This window comes from Massilia hydrophila, assembly GCF_020208145.1.
Classification (GTDB): domain Bacteria; phylum Pseudomonadota; class Gammaproteobacteria; order Burkholderiales; family Burkholderiaceae_D; genus Telluria; species Telluria hydrophila.
Genome location: NZ_JAHYBX010000001.1, coordinates 456692 through 473541, shown reverse-complemented (window position 1 = coordinate 473541; position 16850 = coordinate 456692). Strand labels below are relative to the sequence as shown.

General features: G+C 66.3%; 14 protein-coding genes. 9 read left to right on the top strand and 5 right to left on the bottom strand.

Annotated features, from left to right (window positions below):
• The first annotated feature begins 12 nt into the window (after positions 1-12).
• Complete coding sequence (locus LE190_RS02105) at positions 13-792, top strand: hypothetical protein (RefSeq protein WP_225237166.1); 780 nt, start codon at positions 13-15, stop codon at positions 790-792.
• Between the two features lie 43 nt (positions 793-835).
• On the opposite strand, the gene LE190_RS02100 is transcribed toward LE190_RS02105, so the two are convergent.
• From LE190_RS02100 to edd, 4 genes are all read right to left on the bottom strand, one after another.
• Entirely contained in the window at positions 836-1183 is a 348-nt protein-coding gene (locus LE190_RS02100) for a DUF4870 domain-containing protein (protein WP_224943283.1), read from the bottom strand.
• Positions 1184-1429: 246 nt separating this feature from the next.
• Complete coding sequence (locus tag LE190_RS02095; RefSeq protein WP_225237165.1) at positions 1430-1987, bottom strand: Rhs element Vgr protein; 558 nt, start codon at positions 1985-1987, stop codon at positions 1430-1432.
• 13 nt (positions 1988-2000) lie between these two features.
• Positions 2001-2624, bottom strand: a complete 624-nt coding sequence (gene eda / locus LE190_RS02090) for a bifunctional 4-hydroxy-2-oxoglutarate aldolase/2-dehydro-3-deoxy-phosphogluconate aldolase (RefSeq protein ID WP_225237164.1) — start codon at positions 2622-2624, stop codon at positions 2001-2003.
• On the bottom strand, positions 2621-4540 hold the full coding sequence (edd, locus tag LE190_RS02085; protein WP_225237163.1) for a phosphogluconate dehydratase: 1920 nt from the start codon (positions 4538-4540) through the stop codon (positions 2621-2623). Before edd ends, eda begins: the two co-directional genes overlap by 4 nt.
• 328 nt (positions 4541-4868) lie before the next feature.
• On the opposite strand from edd, the gene pgi reads away from it, so the two are divergent.
• The 6 genes from pgi (at position 4869) to tal (ending at position 11586) form a co-directional block, all read left to right on the top strand.
• Positions 4869-6524 (top strand): glucose-6-phosphate isomerase, encoded by a 1656-nt coding sequence (pgi, locus tag LE190_RS02080; RefSeq protein ID WP_225237162.1) that lies wholly within the window; start codon positions 4869-4871, stop codon positions 6522-6524.
• 19 nt (positions 6525-6543) lie between these two features.
• Complete coding sequence (locus LE190_RS02075; protein WP_225237161.1) at positions 6544-7443, top strand: SMP-30/gluconolactonase/LRE family protein; 900 nt, start codon at positions 6544-6546, stop codon at positions 7441-7443.
• A 280-nt stretch (positions 7444-7723) separates the two neighbouring features.
• Complete coding sequence (gene zwf, locus LE190_RS02070; protein WP_225237160.1) at positions 7724-9193, top strand: glucose-6-phosphate dehydrogenase; 1470 nt, start codon at positions 7724-7726, stop codon at positions 9191-9193.
• A gap of 17 nt (positions 9194-9210) precedes the next feature.
• Positions 9211-10065 (top strand): SIS domain-containing protein, encoded by an 855-nt coding sequence (locus LE190_RS02065; RefSeq protein WP_224943312.1) that lies wholly within the window; start codon positions 9211-9213, stop codon positions 10063-10065.
• A gap of 67 nt (positions 10066-10132) precedes the next feature.
• The gene (gene msrC, locus LE190_RS02060; protein ID WP_225237159.1) at positions 10133-10633 is read left to right on the top strand and encodes a free L-methionine (R)-S-oxide reductase MsrC; all 501 of its coding nucleotides are present in this window, start codon (positions 10133-10135) and stop codon (positions 10631-10633) included.
• A gap of 20 nt (positions 10634-10653) precedes the next feature.
• A complete protein-coding gene (gene tal / locus LE190_RS02055) occupies positions 10654-11586 on the top strand; it encodes a transaldolase (RefSeq protein ID WP_225237158.1) in 933 nt (310 codons plus the stop codon).
• A 73-nt stretch (positions 11587-11659) separates the two neighbouring features.
• On the opposite strand, the gene LE190_RS02050 is transcribed toward tal, so the two are convergent.
• A complete protein-coding gene (locus LE190_RS02050; RefSeq protein ID WP_225237157.1) occupies positions 11660-12280 on the bottom strand; it encodes a TetR family transcriptional regulator in 621 nt (206 codons plus the stop codon).
• Positions 12281-12435: 155 nt separating this feature from the next.
• Here LE190_RS02050 and LE190_RS02045 point away from each other — a divergent pair, with 155 nt between their 5' ends.
• Together LE190_RS02045 and LE190_RS02040 are read left to right on the top strand one after the other, a co-directional pair.
• Entirely contained in the window at positions 12436-13662 is a 1227-nt protein-coding gene (locus tag LE190_RS02045) for an efflux RND transporter periplasmic adaptor subunit (RefSeq protein ID WP_225237156.1), read from the top strand.
• A 27-nt stretch (positions 13663-13689) separates the two neighbouring features.
• Positions 13690-16848, top strand: coding sequence for an efflux RND transporter permease subunit (locus LE190_RS02040; RefSeq protein WP_225237155.1), 3159 nt, complete (start codon positions 13690-13692; stop codon positions 16846-16848).
• Positions 16849-16850: the final 2 nt, after the last annotated feature.

Sequence of the window (16850 nt, the reverse complement as noted above, 5' to 3'; positions counted from 1 at the left end):
GAGAAAGCAAGGATGAGCAGCATACAATGCGTCGCGCGCCGCGGCCTGTGCGCACCGGCCCTGGCGGCCGCGCTGGCCCTGGCGAGCGCCGGAGCAGCGGCCCAGGAGGCAGCGGCAACGGGCCCGCGGGAAATCCCTGCGGTCAAGGTCCACCGCAAGACCAACCCGGGCGACCTGCCCTACAAGAGCTTTTTCCAGATCCAGAGCTTCCTGCAGTCGCTGATGCCGCTTGGCCAGCGCGTGGTGGAGCTTCGCCTGCGCGTCAATTTTGCCAGCGACAAGGGTCCGGCCTATGACGAGTTCCAGCCGAAGACCTGGGCCGTGGCCATCGTCGGCGAATCGGTGGACCAGGTCATTCCGGTCACGCGCGGCGGCTATTTCGTGCTGCCCGAACTGCGCCAGGCGGCGCAGGAAAACGCGACGCTGATGTTCAATACGCCGACCCGCGAGGGGCGCATCGCGCTCGAATGGAAGCTGAAGACGGATGCCGCGCAGGGGCTGTCGTATGCCGATTTCGGCAAGGCGATCGAGCAGGTCAGGTCGGTGCAGCGCAAGATCCCCTTCTACCACCGGGGACTGGAAGAGGTGCGCGCCATCGACTACACCGGGCTCAGGGCCTGCTTCCTGGCCGATGGCGGACGCATCGAGGTCGGCGGACAGGCTGCCGCGACTCGGGCCGAGGGCAAGTGCCAGGTGCTGAGGTACGACGCGCGGGTGGCGCGCGACGGCGCCGCCGGCATCGCCTTCATCGGCCCGCTCAGTATCGTGACGCTGAACGGCAGCGGCATCTAGGAAAGCGGCCAGCCCCACGCGCCTGGGGCCGGCCCGTGGACACTCAATTCACCAGGCGCAGGGTCATCGGATAGCGGTAGCTCACGCCATTGCTGGCCTTGACGGCGGCGACGATGCACAGTGCCAGGTTGGCCAGCATGACAACCCAGATCAGGAAGATGCCGATCAGGACGATGGACAGCACGGCGCAGCCGATGTACAGGAACATCACCGTGATCTGGTAGTTGAGGGCTTCGCGCGCATTCTCGGCCGTGAAGCGGTCGCTATCGTCCTTCTTGATCAGGTACAGCACCAGGGGCACGACCCAGCCAAAGAAAATACCGCTCAGGTGCACCAGGATGGCCAGTGTCTTGTCGCCGGCGTAGGTGCCGACCGCTTCCGTGTTCTGCATTCTTGTTCTCCGTTTTCAGCGAGGTGATGGTAGGGATGTGAGGGATGGTCAGCCGGGTAGCGTTCCTGAAAGTCATCATAATATTGATACTTTGCAATGTCTATCAATAAAAGATGTCCCTTCGGACGCGCTGGCTCCTGGCTGCGCCGCTGCGTGTCGGGCGAGCAGAGTGTTGCATGATGGGCGGTCACCGCCTTGATCCCCGTCGATAGCGCAACGGCCATGCTGGCGCGTCTTGCCCAGGATTCAGGCGGCGATCCTGCGCGGGCGGGCCAGCCAGGCGGCCGGGCCGCTGGGCAGGCTGCGCGGATCGGAAGGGTCGGCCAGGAAACCGGCGAGCACGGCTTCGTACAGCGCCAGGCTGCCGCGATGCTGTTCCTGGCGCATGGCGTCCGGCTTGCGCAGGAATTTCAGTACGAAGTAATCGGCCAGCAGGTCGCCCTGCGCTTCCATGTTGTAGTCGGCAAGCCGGGCGCCCGCGTGCAGGGCGTAGGCATACCGAAGGCCGAAGCGGATCGCGCCGCGCAGGCGTACCGGATAGCCGAGCTGGTGCTGCCACACGTGCACCAGCTCGTGCATGAACCAGTGGATCGCGCCGGGGTCGCCGCGGGTATAGTCGGGCAGGAAGCAGGAATGGTGGAAGTACATGCTGCCGTTGGGCGTCATGCAGCAGTTCTTCGGCTGGAACGGCAGGTAGCGCCGCCCATGGACGCGCACGCGCCGGTAGTCGATGGCGTCACGGAACAGCTGCGACGCCAGTGCGATCTCGGCCTCGGTCAAAGGACGGGATCGCGCGCGCAGCATGATACGGTGCCGCTCAGGCGGCGCGCAGCGCGGAGGCGGCCTTGGCCAGCGCGGTGATGCCGGCCCAGTCGCCGTTGGCGATCAGGTCCTTCGGCGTCAGCCAGGAGCCGCCCACGCAGGCCACGTTCTTGCAGGCCAGGAACTTCGGCGCGCTCTCGATCGAGATGCCGCCGGTCGGGCAGAAGGTGACGTCGGGCAGCGGGCCGGCGATCGCATTGAGCATGCCGACGCCGCCCGCCGGCACCGCCGGGAACAGCTTCAACTGCCTGAAGCCGTGCTCGCGCGCGGCCATCACCTCGGACGGGGTCATTACGCCCGGCAGCAAGGGCAGCCCGCTGGTTTTCGCGGCCTCGATCATGGCCGGGGTCAGGCCGGGCGAGACGCCGAACACGGCGCCCGCATCGCGCGCCGCCGCGAATTCGTGGGCCTGGGTCAGGGTGCCGACGCCGACGATGGCGCCTTCGACGCCGCTCATGTCGCGGATCGCCTGCAGGCCGTGCTCCGTGCGCAGCGTCACCTCCAGCACCCGGATGCCGCCCGCGACCAGGGCGCGGGCCAGCGGCACCGCATGGGCCGGGTCGTCGATGGCGATGACGGGGATGACGCTCGCCGAGCGCATGATCTCAAGTAAAGTCATTTTTGCGTCCTGAAAAGAAAGTCTTCGTCCGAGCCGGGCTGGCCCTCTTCCACATGCGCGCCTTCGTGCAGCGGCACCGTGGTATCGATCGGCGACGGCAGCGGGAAGCTCGCGGCACCCTCCTCCGCCGGGCTGGCATGGTTGCGGAACATGGCGAACAGTTCGCGGCCCATGCCGATGTGGCTCGTCGACAGGTCGGCGCTGGCCATGCGGCGCGCCGCCCAGACCGTGTCGGTCACCAGTGCCTCCAGCGTGCCATTGCTGGCATCGACGCGGATGATGTCGCCGTCGCGGACCAGGCCGAGCGGGCCGCCGGCCAGGATCTCGGGCGAGACGTGGATCGCGGCCGGTACCTTGCCGGACGCGCCCGACATGCGGCCGTCGGTCACCATCGCCACCTTGTAGCCGGCATCCTGCAGGTTCGACAGCGCCGGGGTGAGCGCATGCAGTTCCGGCATGCCGTTCGCACGCGGGCCCTGGAAGCGGATCACGGCTACGAAGTCGCGTTCCAGCGCGCCGGCCTTGTAGCGCTCCATGAAGTCTTCCTGCGAGTCGAAGGTAATGGCCGGCGCTTCGATCACGTGGTATTCCGGCTTCACCGCCGAGATCTTCATCACCGCGCGCCCCAGGTTGCCCTGCACCAGCACCATGCCGCCGTTGTTGGCGAAAGGATTGGCGGCCGGGCGCAGGACGGCTTCGTCGCCCGATGTCGTAGGCGCGTCGCGCCACACGACCTTGCCGTCCGCGCCCAAGAAGGGTTCCTGGCAATGGGCGCGCAGGCCGTGGCCGAGGATGGTGTTGACATCCTCGTGCGCCAGGCCGGCGTCGAGCAGTTCGCGGATGACGAAGCCGGGGCCGCCGGCGGCCTGGAAATGGTTCACGTCCGCTTCCCCGTTCGGATAGATCCGGGTCAGCGAGGGCACGACCTTCGACAAGGCGTCGAAGTCGTTCCAGTCGATCACGATGCCGGCCGCGCGCGCGATCGCCACCAGGTGCAGGGTGTGGTTGGTCGAGCCGCCGGTCGCGTGCAGCGCCACGATGGCGTTGACGATGCTCTTTTCGTCGACAATGCGGCCGATCGGCATGTATTGGCCACCCTGCTGCGAGATCTTCACCGCCTGGCGCGAGGCCGCGCGCGTGAGCGCGTCGCGCAGCGGCGTGCCCGGAGTGATGAAGGCGGCGCCCGGCAGGTGCAGGCCCATCATCTCCATCAGCATCTGGTTGCTGTTGGCGGTGCCGTAGAAGGTGCAGGTGCCGGCGCCGTGGTAGGACTTCGATTCGCCTTCGAGCAGTTCCTCGCGGGTAGCCTCACCCTTGGCATAGCGCTGGCGGATGGCCGCCTTTTCCTTGTTCGAGATCCCGGTGGTCATCGGGCCGCCCGGCACGAAAATGCCCGGGATGTGGCCGAAGTGCAGCGCGCCGATCAAGAGGCCCGGCACGATCTTGTCGCAGATGCCCAGGTAGAGGGCGGCATCGAACATGTTGTGCGACATCGCGACCGCGGTCGCCATCGCGATCGTGTCGCGCGAGAACAGCGACAGTTCCATGCCCGGCTGCCCCTGCGTGACGCCGTCGCACATGGCGGGCACGCCGCCCGCGAACTGGGCCACGGCATCGACTTCGCGCACGGCGTCCTTGATCAGCTGCGGATAGGTCTCGAACGGCTGGTGCGCCGACAGCATGTCGTTGTACGACGAGACGATCGCCACCGAAGGCTTCTTGTATTCCTTCAGCTTGAGCTTGTCGTTGGCCGGGAAGGCGGCGAAGCCGTGGGCCAGGTTGGTGCAGGACAGGGAACCGCGCTGCACGCCCTGCACGCGGGCGGCTTCCAGGTGCGCGAGATAGGCCGCGCGCGAGGCGCGGCTGCGCTGGATGATCCGGTTCGTTACCTGTTCGACTACGGGGTGGAGCGCCATGATCGTTCCTTCTTGAATTTTGTATCTGAAATTTTACTACAGATTGGACAGGGATGCAGTCAAGGCGCCGGCTTTTGATCGAATCGTCGGCCCGACCGTAGGGTGGGCGGGTTTCCCGCCCACGCGGTCAACTACCGCTGGCTATGCGGCTGCGTTGCACCATTCGCTCGCGCCGGTCGACCGCGTGGGCAGGAACCTGCCCACCCTACCCTATCCAGGAAGCGGTGCGCGGATCTTTGTGTAGTGAATTTACGGTGTCTTCCTGTATTATTCGCTAATCTGCTATTGACAACATTGTGCCATCGGCATCGCTCATCGACACCTTCTTATGCGCCAGCCTTCCCTGACCAGTACCGCCAGCTTCCAGGCCCTCGAAAACCACGCCCTCGAGGCCGAAGACTGGGAGATGCGCAAGCTGTTTGCCGCCGATCCGCAGCGCTTCGAGCGCTTCTCCTGCGAAGCTGCGGGGCTGTTCCTAGACTATTCAAAAAATCGCCTCGACGGGCGCACGCTTGAACTGCTGGCGGCGCTGGCGCGCGAGCGCGGCGTGGAGCGCCAGCGCGACGCCATGTTCGCCGGCGAACGCATCAACAACACCGAAAACCGCGCCGTCCTGCACACCGCCCTGCGCGCTCCGCGCGGCAGCACCCTGGTGCTCGACGGCCAGGACGTCGACGCCGAGGTGCACGCGGTGCTCGACCGCATCCGCAGCTTCACCGACGCGGTACGCGGCGGCGAATGGCTGGGCCATACCGGCAAGCCGATCACGGACGTCGTCAACATCGGCATCGGCGGCTCCGACCTGGGGCCGAAGATGGTGGTGCTGGCGCTGCGCCACTACGCCCATCCGCGCCTGGCGCTGCATTTCGTGTCCAACGTCGACGGCCACGACATGGATGCCACCCTGTCGCAGGTGGATCCGGAAACCACGCTGTTCATCGTGGCCTCGAAGACCTTCACCACCGCCGAGACCATGATGAACGCGCAGACCGCGCGCCGCTGGTTCCTCGAGCGGGTGCCGGCCGAGTCGGCCGATGCCGCGCTGGCGAAGCATTTCGTGGCGGTATCGACCAATGTGGAAGCGATCAAGTCCTTCGGCATCGACCCGGCCAACATGTTCCCGTTCTGGGACTGGGTGGGCGGCCGCTACTCAGTCTGGTCGGCGATCGGCCTGCCGGTCGCGCTGGCGGTGGGCTTCGGCTATTTTTCCGACTTCCTGGCCGGCGCCCACGAGATGGACCAGCACTTCCGCAACGCGCCCATCGAGGAGAACATGCCGATGATCCTGGCCCTGGTCGGCTTCTGGAACCGCGAGTTCCTGGACGCGCATTCGGTCACGATCGCGCCCTACCACCAGGACCTGAACCGCTTCCCGGCCTACCTGCAACAGCTCGACATGGAGAGCAACGGCAAGTCGGTCACGCGCGACGGCGATCCGGTCGACACCCCGACCTGCCCGGCCATCTGGGGCGAACCGGGCACCAACGGCCAGCACGCCTATTTCCAGCTGCTGCACCAGGGCACCGACCTGACCCCGATCGACTTCATCGCCGCGCTGCGCCCGGCGCACGAAATGGAACAGCATCACAGCGCCCTGCTGGCCAACTGCTTCGCCCAGTCGGAAGCCTTCATGAAGGGCAAGACGATCGACGAGGTACGCACCGACCTGCAGGCGCAGGGCCTGCCGCCGGAAGAAGTGGAACGCCTGGCGCCGCACAAGACCTTCCCCGGCAACCGCCCGAGCAACACGATCCTGATGGAGCGCCTGACCCCGCCCACCCTGGGCGCCCTGATCGCGCTGTACGAGCACAAGACCTTCGTGCAGGGCGTACTCTGGAACCTCAACAGCTTCGACCAGTGGGGCGTCGAACTGGGCAAGGTGCTGGCGAAGAAAATCGAGGCCGAGCTGGCGGGCGAGCCCCAGCCGGACCTGCACGACAGCTCCACCAACGGCCTGATCGCCCGCGCCAGGGCCGCGTTCTGAACCTTACCTTTTCTATTACATGGCAACGGATAAATTCGAAGTGGTGCATGAGGCGCCGATGCTGGTCGGCGAAGCGGCGACCTGGCACGAAGTCGAGTCGGCGCTGTACTGGGTGGACATCAACGGCCGCAGCGTGCACCGCGTGCACCCGGCCAGCGGCAAGTATTCGAGCTGGAAGATGGGTTCCGAGCCCTCGGCCCTGGCGGTCGACGGCGACAACAACCTGGTGGTCTCGCTGCGCACTGGCCTGATCTGCCTGAACACGACCAGCGGCAAGGAAACCCCGATCGCCGACGCGCCCTACGACACCCGCATCGTGCGCTTCAACGACGGCCGCGTCGATCCGGCCGGGCGCTTCTGGGTGGGCACCATGTACGAACCACGCGACCAGGCGCTGGCCGAGATGTACGTGCTCGAACGCGGCCAGTTGCGGCGCGCCTGGCAGGGCGGCATGACCAACTCGAACGGCCTGGCCTGGAGCCCCGACGGGCGCACCATGTTCCATGCGGATACCACCTCGCACCGGATCGACTGCTACGACTACGACCCCGCCACCGGCACGCATGGCGACAGGCGCACGATCAAGACCTTTGCCGCCGACAAGAGCGCGCCCGACTACGGCGGCCGCCCGGATGGCGCCACCGTCGACAGCGAAGGCGCCTACTGGGTCGCGATGTTCGAAGGCGGCCGGGTGCTGCGCCTGGCGCCCGACGGCGCCGTACTGCGCGAGATCGCGCTGCCGGTACGCTGCCCGACCTCGGTCGCCTTCGGCGGCCCCGACCTGCGCACGCTCTATATCACCAGCGCCAGCCATGGCCGCCCGGCCGAGGAACTGGCGCGCTACCCGCTCAGCGGCAAGCTGCTGTCGATCAGGGTTGACGTGGCGGGGCGGGAAGAGCCGGAGTACCTGCACCGCTGAAGGGCGTGCCCGCCACGTAGGGTGGGCGGCTACACCCGCATGGCGTGCATGGCTGCGGCGCGAATGCCGCCCACGCGGCGATACGCGACGGCTCCGCTCGCGTGCCGGATGATCTTGCCGTTAGCAATCACCGCGTGGGCGGCGCAAAGCGGCGGGTCCCTCGGCGTTGCGGGAGGAGCCGCTCACCCTACGCCCATGTTACGTAGTAGATTTTCTTGCTAAGCAGCTATCGGTGTAGTAAATTTACACAATCAGCTATTCATCCAGTTCCGGTACTTCCATGGCCCTTTCCGATTTCGACCTCGTTTTCTTTGGCGGCAGCGGCGACCTTGCGATGCGCAAGCTGCTCCCCGCGATGTATGCGCGCGACGTCTGCGACGACCTGCCCGCCACCGCCCGCATCGTCTGCGTCGGCCGCGATGCGTTCTCGCAGGAGGAGTTCCTGCGCTTCGTCGAGAAGAACTCGAAGCCGCACATCAAGGAAACGCCGGCCGACGCCACCTGGGCGCGCTTCCTGCAACGCATCGTCTACGTGGCGCTGGACGCCACCGACGCCGCCAGCTTCGGCCCGCTGGCCGAGGCGCTGCGCCAGGACGCGGCGCTGACCCGGGTCTACTACCTGGCCACGCCGCCGCACCTGTTCGCCACCATCTGCGACAACCTGGCCAGGACCGGCCTGGCCACGCCGAACTCGCGCGTGGTGCTGGAAAAGCCGCTCGGCCGCGACCTGGCCTCGGCGCGCCAGATCAACCTCGACGTCGGCAAGGTCTTCGCCGAGTCGCAGATCTACCGGATCGACCACTACCTGGGCAAGGAGACCGTGCAGAACCTGCTGGCCCTGCGCTTCGGGAACATCCTGTTCGAGCCGCTGTGGCGCCGCGAGTGGATCTCCGACGTGCAGATCACCATCGCCGAGAAGATCGGGGTCGGCAACCGCCTCGGCTACTACGACACCTCGGGCGCCCTGCGCGACATGCTGCAGAACCACCTGCTGCAGCTGCTGTGCATCGTGGCGATGGAGCCGCCAACCTCGATCGCGCCGGACGCGGTGCGCGACGCCAAGCTGCAGGTGCTGCGCTCGCTGAAGCGTTTCACACCCACCACGCTGGCGCAGAACATCGTGCGCGGCCAGTACCGCTCCGGCCACATCGACGGCCAGGCGGTGCCGGGCTACCGCGACGAACCGGACGCGCCGAAAGGCTCGAGGACGGAAACCTTCGTCGCCATGAAGGCCGAGATCGACACCTGGCGCTGGGCCGGCGTGCCCTTCTACCTGCGCACCGGCAAGCGCATGGCCGACCGCCTGGCCGAGATCGTGGTGCGCTTCAAGCCCATCCCGCATTCGATCTTCAAGCAGCCGACCTCGAGCTTCCAGCCGAACAGCCTGGTGATCCGCCTGCAGCCCGACGAAGGCCTGTCGATGAACCTGATGGCCAAGACCCCGGGCGACTCGATGCGCCTGAAGCAGGCCGAGCTCGAACTCGACTTCCGCGAGCAGTTCACCAGCCCGCGCATGGAAGCCTACGAGCGCCTGCTGGTCGATGTGCTACGTGGCCAGCTGACCCTGTTCATGCGCGGCGACGAACTGGAAGCGGCCTGGGAATGGGTCGAGCCCATCCTCGAATACTGGGAGCAGAACGACAGCGCGCCGCTGCCCTACACCTCCGGCACCTGGGGCCCCGCCGCCGCGAGCGCCCTGATCGGGCGCGATGGCCTGCAGTGGCGCGAAGAAGCGCTGCCCGAAGACTGATTCCTGACGGAGCGCCCATGCTGCTCGATTCCATCCGCACCCAGCTCGACTCGCTCTCGAAATCCGAGCGCAAGGTGGCGCTCGCGGTGCTGGCCGCACCCGCCAACACGGTCAGCCAGAACATCACGGCGCTGGCGAAAAGCGCGCAGGTGTCGGAGCCGACCGTGGTGCGCTTCTGCCGCACCCTCGGCTACGACGGCTGGCACGAGTTCAAGCTGAAACTGGCGCAGGGCCTGGCGCTGGCGCTGCCGGGCGCGAACGAGCAGCCGGCGCCGGACGACCTGGCGGCCGACCTGGTGAACAAGATCTGCAGCCGCTCGATCAATACCCTGCTCGACCTGCGCAACAACCTGAAGCCGGAACTGATCCAGAAGGCGCTCGACATCCTGTCGCGCGCCAACAAGATCGAGTTCTACGGCCAGGGCTCGTCGGGCTTCGTTGCCGCCGATGCCCAGCACAAGTTCTTCCGCTCGGGCGTGCCGACCGTGGCCTATGCCGACCCGGCCATCCACTCGATCGCGGCGGCGCTGCTGCGCGAGGGCGACGCGGTGGTGGCGATCTCGCAGCGCGGCAACAACCCGTCCCTGACCCGCTCGGCCAAGCTGGCGCGGCGCGGCGGGGCCGACGTGATCGTGCTGGCGCCTTCGGGAACCCCGCTGGCGGAAGTGGCCACGCTGTTCATCCCGATCGACCTGGTGTTCGCGATCGACCCGTATACGCCGATCTCGGCGCGCCTGGCCTACCTGGTCGTGATCGACGTGCTGGCGGTCGGCCTGGCGCTGCGGCGCGGGCCGGAGTTCCGCAAGAAGATGCAGAACGCGCAGAAGGCGCTGCAGGAGTTCGACATGCAGTTCGATTCCTTCATCGGCTGAAGCGGCGCGAAGCAAATCCGCCACAGGTGTAAAATATCCGGTTTCCATCGCACCACGGGCCACGCCAATGCACATCAATCCTGAACGCAGCTCCCGTCCCGACTACGCCCTGCTGGAGCGCCAGGTCGAGAGCGTCCTCGAAGGCGAACGCAACCTGATGGCGAACGCCGCCCAGTTCTCCGCCCTCGTCTACGACACCCTGGCCGACCTGAACTGGGCCGGCTTCTATTTCACCGTCCCGGCGCGCAAGGGCGACGGCCAGGACCTGCTGGTCGGCCCCTTCCAGGGCAAGCCGGCCTGCGCCCGCATTCCCTTCGGGCGCGGCGTGTGCGGCGCCAGCGCTGCCGAGCGCAAGACCATCGTGGTGCCCGACGTGCACGCCTTCCCGGGCCACATCGCCTGCGATTCGGCCTCGAATTCGGAAATCGTGATCCCGCTGGTCAAGGATGGCGAAGTGCTCGGCGTGTTCGACATCGACAGCCCTTCGCCCGACCGTTTTTCGGATGAAGACCGTGAAGGCCTGGAGCGCATGCTGGCCGCCTTCATGGATGGCACCGATTTCTCCTGACTTTCCTACCTGGCTCCCAAATGAACCAACTCGAACAGCTCAAGCAGTACACCACCGTCGTCGCCGACACCGGCGACTTCCAGTCGATCAAGGCCTACGCGCCGCAGGATGCGACCACCAACCCGTCGCTGATCCTGAAGGCCGTGCAAAAGCCGGAATACCGTCCGCTGCTGGAAAAAGCCGTCGCCGAGGCCAACGGTGCCTCGACCGAGGCCATCGTCGACAGCCTCCTGATCGCCTTTGGCGTCGAGATCCTGAAATACGTGCCGGGCCGCGTCTCGACCGAGATCGACGCCGCCCTGTCGTTCGATACCGAAGCCACCGTCGCCAAGGGCCGCGAGCTGATCGCCCTGTACGAAAAGAACGGCGTGGCGCGCGAGCGCGTCCTGATCAAGATCGCCTCGACCTGGGAAGGCATCCGTGCCGCCGAGATCCTGGAGAAGGAAGGCATCCGCTGCAACCTGACCCTGCTGTTCTCGCTGTGCCAGGCCGTGGCCTGCGCCGAGGCGGGCGTACAGCTGATCTCGCCATTCGTCGGCCGCATCTACGACTGGTACAAGAAGTCGACCGGCACCGACTATACCGGCGCCGACGATCCAGGCGTGCAGTCGGTCAAGCGCATCTACCAGTACTACCGCAAGTTCGGCTACGACACCGAAGTCATGGGTGCGAGCTTCCGCAACACCTCGCAGATCCTGGAGCTCAGCGGCTGCGACCTGCTCACCATCTCGCCTGACCTGCTGCAGAAGCTGGCCGACAGCGACGCGCCGGTCGAGCGCAAGCTGGTGGCTGATGCGAATGCCGACATCGCCAAGATCGCGGTGGACGAGAAGAACTTCCGCTTCATGCTCAACGAGGATGCGATGGCCACCGAGAAGCTGGCCGAAGGGATCCGCGCCTTCGTGGCGGATTCGATCAAGCTGAAGAAGATGATCGAGGAAATGCTGAAGTAAAAAGAAAACGCGCCTCGAAGGCGCGTTTTTTGTAGGGTGGGCGGAAAAATCCGCCCACCGTGGCAGGCGTTCCTCAGCTTGCCCGCAGGCCCGCCAGGTAGGTATCGATCACCGTCCCGCCCAGCGCCATCAGGTCGAACAGCGTGGGCTCGAAGATCCAGTTGCGGATCAGGCCATCGACCAGGATCCAGCCGCCCTGCGCCGCTGCCAGCGTGCTGGTTCCCGGGCGCAGCATGCCTTTTTCCTGGGCCTGTTGCAGGTGTCCTTCCATTCGCTCCTGCCACAGGGCGATCGACTCGCGTCGTCGCGCGCGCACCGAATCGACTTCGTCGATGAATTCGGTCTTCAGCGTGGCGATCTCGAACACGCGGCGCGCCTTCTCGTCCTCGACCACGATGCGCAGCACCGTCATCATGTCGTCGCGCAGGCACAACAGGGGATCCTTGACGTCGCGCTGGTTGTCCAGCACCTGCATCGCCTCGTCCATCGGCATCTTGGCACGGTCGAACATGGCGTTGAACAGCGCGCCCTTGTCCAGGAAATGCCAGTAGATCGCACCGCGCGTCACGCCCGCCGCAGTTGCAATATGCTGTAAAGTCGTGCGTGATACGCCTTGTTCGGCGAACAATCTTTCAGCAGCGTCCAGGATGCTGTCGCGGGTCACAGCAGCTTCCGCCTTGGTTTTACGTGCCATTTTTTGACTGCCCTCCCATTTGAGGGGGTGCTCCAGCAATAAACATACAGCCGTGATAGTATATAAAACTATTCGTAAAAGCCAGTGGCATTTCGCGTACGCTTCCGGAAGCTGCGCAGGATGTCGAAACAACAACGAGAAGGAAGCATACGTAAATGCGCTCAGACCCATCCTCCCTGACCAGGACCCCTTCACTCAGCCGGATCGCCGCCGGCACGCTGGTCGCGCTCGCGCTACTGTCGGGCTGCGGCAAGAAAGACGGCGCCCCGGCCGCTGGCGCCGGCGGCGCCATGCCGGCGCCGGAAGTCGGCGTCATCACCACCAAGTATGAACCGGTTGCGCTGCTGACCGAACTGCCGGCGCGTGCCGAGCCGGTCCGCACCTCACAGGTGCGCGCGCGCGTGGATGGCGTGGTGCTCAAGCGCCTGTTTACCGAAGGCAGCGAGGTCAAGCAGGGCCAGTCCCTGTTCCAGATCGACCCGGCGCCCTACCAGGCACGCCTCGCGGCGGCCCAGGCCGACGTCGGCAGCGCGGTGGCGACCCTGAACCAGGCCACCGCCCAGGCCGAGCGCTACAAGCCGCTGGTCGAAGCGAATGCCATCAGCAAGCAGGAATACACCAATGCCGTGGCCGCCCAGAAGCAGGCCGAAGCGGCCGTCGCGGCGGCCCGCGCCCAGGTGCGCATCGCCCAGATCAATTCCAGCTACGCCAACGTGTACGCCCCGATCTCGGGCCGCATCGGCCGCGCGCTGGTGACCGAAGGCGCGCTGGTCTCGAGCGCCCAGGCCACCGAGATGGCAGTGATCCAGCAGACCAACCCGATGTACCTGAACATCACCCAGTCAGCCAGCGAACTGCAGCGCCTGCGCAAGCAGGCCGGCGGCAACGTCAAGGATGCGCCGGTCAGCGTGATCCTCGACGACGGTACCGAGCTGGCCGCCAAGGGCAGCCTGCAGTTCTCCGACATCACGGTCGATCCGGGCACCGGACAGGTGACCCTGCGCGCCACGGTCCCGAATGCGGACAACAGCCTGCTGCCGGGCCAGTACGTGCGCGTGCGCCTGGCCCAGGCCCAGCTGCCGAACGGCATCGTGGTGCCGCAGCAGGCCGTCACCCGCGGCGGCCCGCAGGGCGACACCCTGATGGTGGTCGGCGCGGACAACAAGCCGACTCCACGCACCGTCAAGATCGCCTCGCAGCAGGGCTCGAACTGGATCGTCACCGAAGGCCTGAAGGAAGGCGAACGCGTGATGGTCGATGGCTTCCAGAAGCTGCAGATGCTGCCGCCAGGCACCCCGGTCAAGGCCGTGCCATGGCAGGCTGCGGGCAAGGCCGGCGCGGCACCGGCTGCAGCTCCGGCCGCCGCCCCGGCGGGCAACTGAGCGGTCAGGAAAGAACAGGACTAATTCATGGCACGTTTCTTCATTGACCGCCCTATTTTCGCCTGGGTGATCGCGCTGTTCATCATGGTGATCGGCGCGGTCTCGATCACCCAGCTGCCGGTCGCCCAGTATCCGAACGTGGCGCCGCCATCGATCGTGATCAATGCCGCCTATCCGGGCGCCTCGGCACAAACCCTGGAAGACTCGGTCATCTCCGTCATCGAACGCGAGATGAACGGTTCGCCAGGCCTCGTCTACATGGAATCGAGCAGCACCGCCAACGGCAGCGGCTCGATCACCCTCACCTTTGAAACCGGCACCGATCCGGAGCTGGCCCAGGTGGATGTCCAGAACCGCCTGTCGCGCGCGGCCCCGCGCCTGCCGGCGGCGGTGAACCAGCAGGGCGTGCGCGTCGACAAGGTGCGCGCGAACTTCCTGCTGTTTACCATCCTCTCGTCGGACGATCCGAAGTGGGATCCGATCGCGCTGGGCGACTACGCCTCGCGCACGGTGCTGCCTGAAATCCAGCGCATCAAGGGCGTCGGCACCGCGCAGCTGTTCGGTACCGAGCGCGCCATGCGGGTCTGGATCGACCCGGCCAAGCTGGTGGGCTTCCGCCTGAGCCCTAGCGATGTCAACAACGCGATCCGCAGCCAGAACGCCCAGGTGGCCTCCGGCACCATCGGCGAACTGCCGCTGGCGCAGGGCCAGGAAATCACCGCGACCGTGGTCGTCACCGGCCAGCTCTCCACCGTCGAACAGTTCGGCAACATCGTGCTGCGCGCGAACCCGGACGGCTCGGCCGTGCGACTGAAGGACGTGGCGCGCATCGAGATCGGCGCCCAGGGCTATGGCACCTCGGCACGCCTGAACGGCAGGCCGTCCACCGGTATCGGCGTGCAGCTGGCGCCGTCGGGCAATGCGCTGGAGACGGCGCGCCTGGTGCGCGAGCGCATGGATGAACTGTCGAAGTTCTTCCCGGCCGGCGTGAAAGCCACCGTGCCGTTCGACAGTTCGAAGTTCATCGACATCTCGATCGAGCAGGTGCTGCATACCCTGGTCGAGGCGCTGGTGCTGGTGTTCCTGGTGATGTACCTGTTCCTGCAGAACTTCCGCTACACGATCATCCCGACCATCGTGGTGCCGGTCGCCCTGCTCGGTTCACTCGGCACGCTGCTGGCGCTGGGCTACTCGATCAACGTGCTGACCATGTTCGGCATGGTGCTCGTGATCGGTATCGTGGTCGACGACGCCATCGTGGTGGTCGAGAACGTCGAGCGCATCATGTCCGAGGAAGGCCTGCCCCCGCTCGAAGCGACGCGCAAGGCCATGGGCCAGATCTCCGGCGCCATCGTCGGCGTGACCGTGGTCCTGATGTCGGTGTTCGTGCCGCTGGCCTTCTTCGGCGGCGCGGTCGGCAATATCTACCGCCAGTTCTCCGTCGTCATGGTGTCGTCGATCGCCTTCTCGGCCTTCCTGGCGCTGTCCCTGACGCCGGCGCTGTGCGCGCACTTCCTGAAACCGGTCGCGGCCGGCCACCACCACGACAAGCGTGGCTTCTTCGGCTGGTTCAACCGCAAGTTCGGCGCCACCGCCAAGGGCTATGAAGGCTGGGTCGGCAAGCTGATCCGCAACGCCGGGCGCGGGCTGGTGGCCTTCGTACTGGTCTGCGGCCTGGTGGCGCTGTTCTTCACCCGCATGCCGAATTCCTTCCTGCCGAACGAAGACCAGGGCTACGTCATCGCCAACATCCAGCTGCCGCCGGGCGCGACGCTGGAACGCACCAACGAAGTGATGACGGTGGCCGAAAACTTCATCATGAAGCAGCCGGAGGTGGCCAACATGGTCAGCGTGCTGGGCTTCTCGTTCTCGGGCGCCGGCCAGAACATGGCACTGGCCTTCATCCCGCTGAAGGATTGGGACGAGCGCAAGGGCGCGGGTTCCGACGCCCAGTCGGTGGCCAACCGCATCATCGGCGGCCTGTCAGGCATCCGCGACGCCTTCATCTTCGCGCTGTCGCCGCCGCCGATTCCGGAACTGGGCCGCGGCACCGGCTTCAGCTTCCGCCTGCAGGACCGCGGCGGCAACGGCCACGAAGCCCTGCTGGCGGCCCGCAACCAGCTGCTCGGCATGGCGGCGCAGAGCCCGGTCCTGGCCGGCGTGCGTCCGGAAGGCCTGGAAGACGCGCCGCAGGTTCGCCTGGACATCGACCGCGACAAGGCGCAGGCGCTGGGCGTCAGCTTCGACGCCATCAACTCCGCGATCTCGACCTCGCTCGGCTCGAGCTACGTGAACGACTTCCCGAACGCAGGCCGCCTGCAGCGTGTCGTGGTGCAGGCCGATGCGAAGGACCGCATGCAGCCGGACGACCTGCTGCGCATCAACGCGCTCAACGTCCAGGGCCAGCCGGTGCCGCTGTCCGCGTTCGCGACCACCCGCTGGGTGACCGGTCCGATGCAGACCCTGCGCTACAACGGCTATCCGGCGATGAGCATCTCGGGCGACGCCAAGCCCGGCTACTCGACCGGCGACGCGCTGGCCGAGATGGAGCGCCTGGCAGGCAAGCTGCCGGCCGGCTTCGCTTTCGAGTGGACCGGCCAGTCGCGCGAGGAACAGCTCTCCAGCGGCACCATGGGCATCCTGATGGCTTTCTCGCTGCTGGCCATCTTCCTGGCCCTGGCGGCGCTGTATGAAAGCTGGTCGATCCCGGTGTCGGTGCTGCTGGTGGTGCCTTTCGGTATCCTGGGCGCGGTGCTGGCGGCGATGATGCGCGGCTACCCGAACGACGTGTACTTCAAGATCGGCCTGGTGACCATCGTCGGCCTGGCGGCGAAGAACGCGGTCCTGATCATCGAGTTCGCGAAGGACCTGCAGGCGCAGGGCAAGTCGCCGATGGAAGCGGCGATCGAGGCGGCGCACCTGCGCTTCCGCCCGATCATCATGACCTCGATGGCCTTCATCCTCGGCGTGCTGCCACTGGTGATCGCCGGCGGCGCCGGTTCGGCCTCGCAACGCGCCATCGGTACCGGCGTGATGGGCGGTATGATAACGGCTTCCACGCTGGGCGTGCTGTTCGTGCCGCTGTTCTTCGTGGTGGTGCGCAAGCTGTTCAAGGGCAGCAAGCGCCAGGAGGACAAGTACGCGCACCATGCCGAAGCGGCGGTCGTCGAAGGAAAACAACCATGATC

Excerpts from the sequence above, each read along its gene's own strand:
- LE190_RS02105 (WP_225237166.1), top strand. The coding sequence starts at position 13 with ATGAGCAGCATACAATGCGTCGCGCGCCGCGGCCTGTGCGCACCGGCC.
- LE190_RS02100 (WP_224943283.1), bottom strand. The coding sequence starts at position 1,183 with ATGCAGAACACGGAAGCGGTCGGCACCTACGCCGGCGACAAGACACTG.
- LE190_RS02095 (WP_225237165.1), bottom strand. The coding sequence starts at position 1,987 with ATGCTGCGCGCGCGATCCCGTCCTTTGACCGAGGCCGAGATCGCACTG.
- eda (WP_225237164.1), bottom strand. The coding sequence starts at position 2,624 with ATGACTTTACTTGAGATCATGCGCTCGGCGAGCGTCATCCCCGTCATC.
- edd (WP_225237163.1), bottom strand. The coding sequence starts at position 4,540 with ATGGCGCTCCACCCCGTAGTCGAACAGGTAACGAACCGGATCATCCAG.
- pgi (WP_225237162.1), top strand. The coding sequence starts at position 4,869 with ATGCGCCAGCCTTCCCTGACCAGTACCGCCAGCTTCCAGGCCCTCGAA.
- LE190_RS02075 (WP_225237161.1), top strand. The coding sequence starts at position 6,544 with ATGGCAACGGATAAATTCGAAGTGGTGCATGAGGCGCCGATGCTGGTC.
- zwf (WP_225237160.1), top strand. The coding sequence starts at position 7,724 with ATGGCCCTTTCCGATTTCGACCTCGTTTTCTTTGGCGGCAGCGGCGAC.
- LE190_RS02065 (WP_224943312.1), top strand. The coding sequence starts at position 9,211 with ATGCTGCTCGATTCCATCCGCACCCAGCTCGACTCGCTCTCGAAATCC.
- msrC (WP_225237159.1), top strand. The coding sequence starts at position 10,133 with ATGCACATCAATCCTGAACGCAGCTCCCGTCCCGACTACGCCCTGCTG.
- tal (WP_225237158.1), top strand. The coding sequence starts at position 10,654 with ATGAACCAACTCGAACAGCTCAAGCAGTACACCACCGTCGTCGCCGAC.
- LE190_RS02050 (WP_225237157.1), bottom strand. The coding sequence starts at position 12,280 with ATGGCACGTAAAACCAAGGCGGAAGCTGCTGTGACCCGCGACAGCATC.
- LE190_RS02045 (WP_225237156.1), top strand. The coding sequence starts at position 12,436 with ATGCGCTCAGACCCATCCTCCCTGACCAGGACCCCTTCACTCAGCCGG.
- LE190_RS02040 (WP_225237155.1), top strand. The coding sequence starts at position 13,690 with ATGGCACGTTTCTTCATTGACCGCCCTATTTTCGCCTGGGTGATCGCG.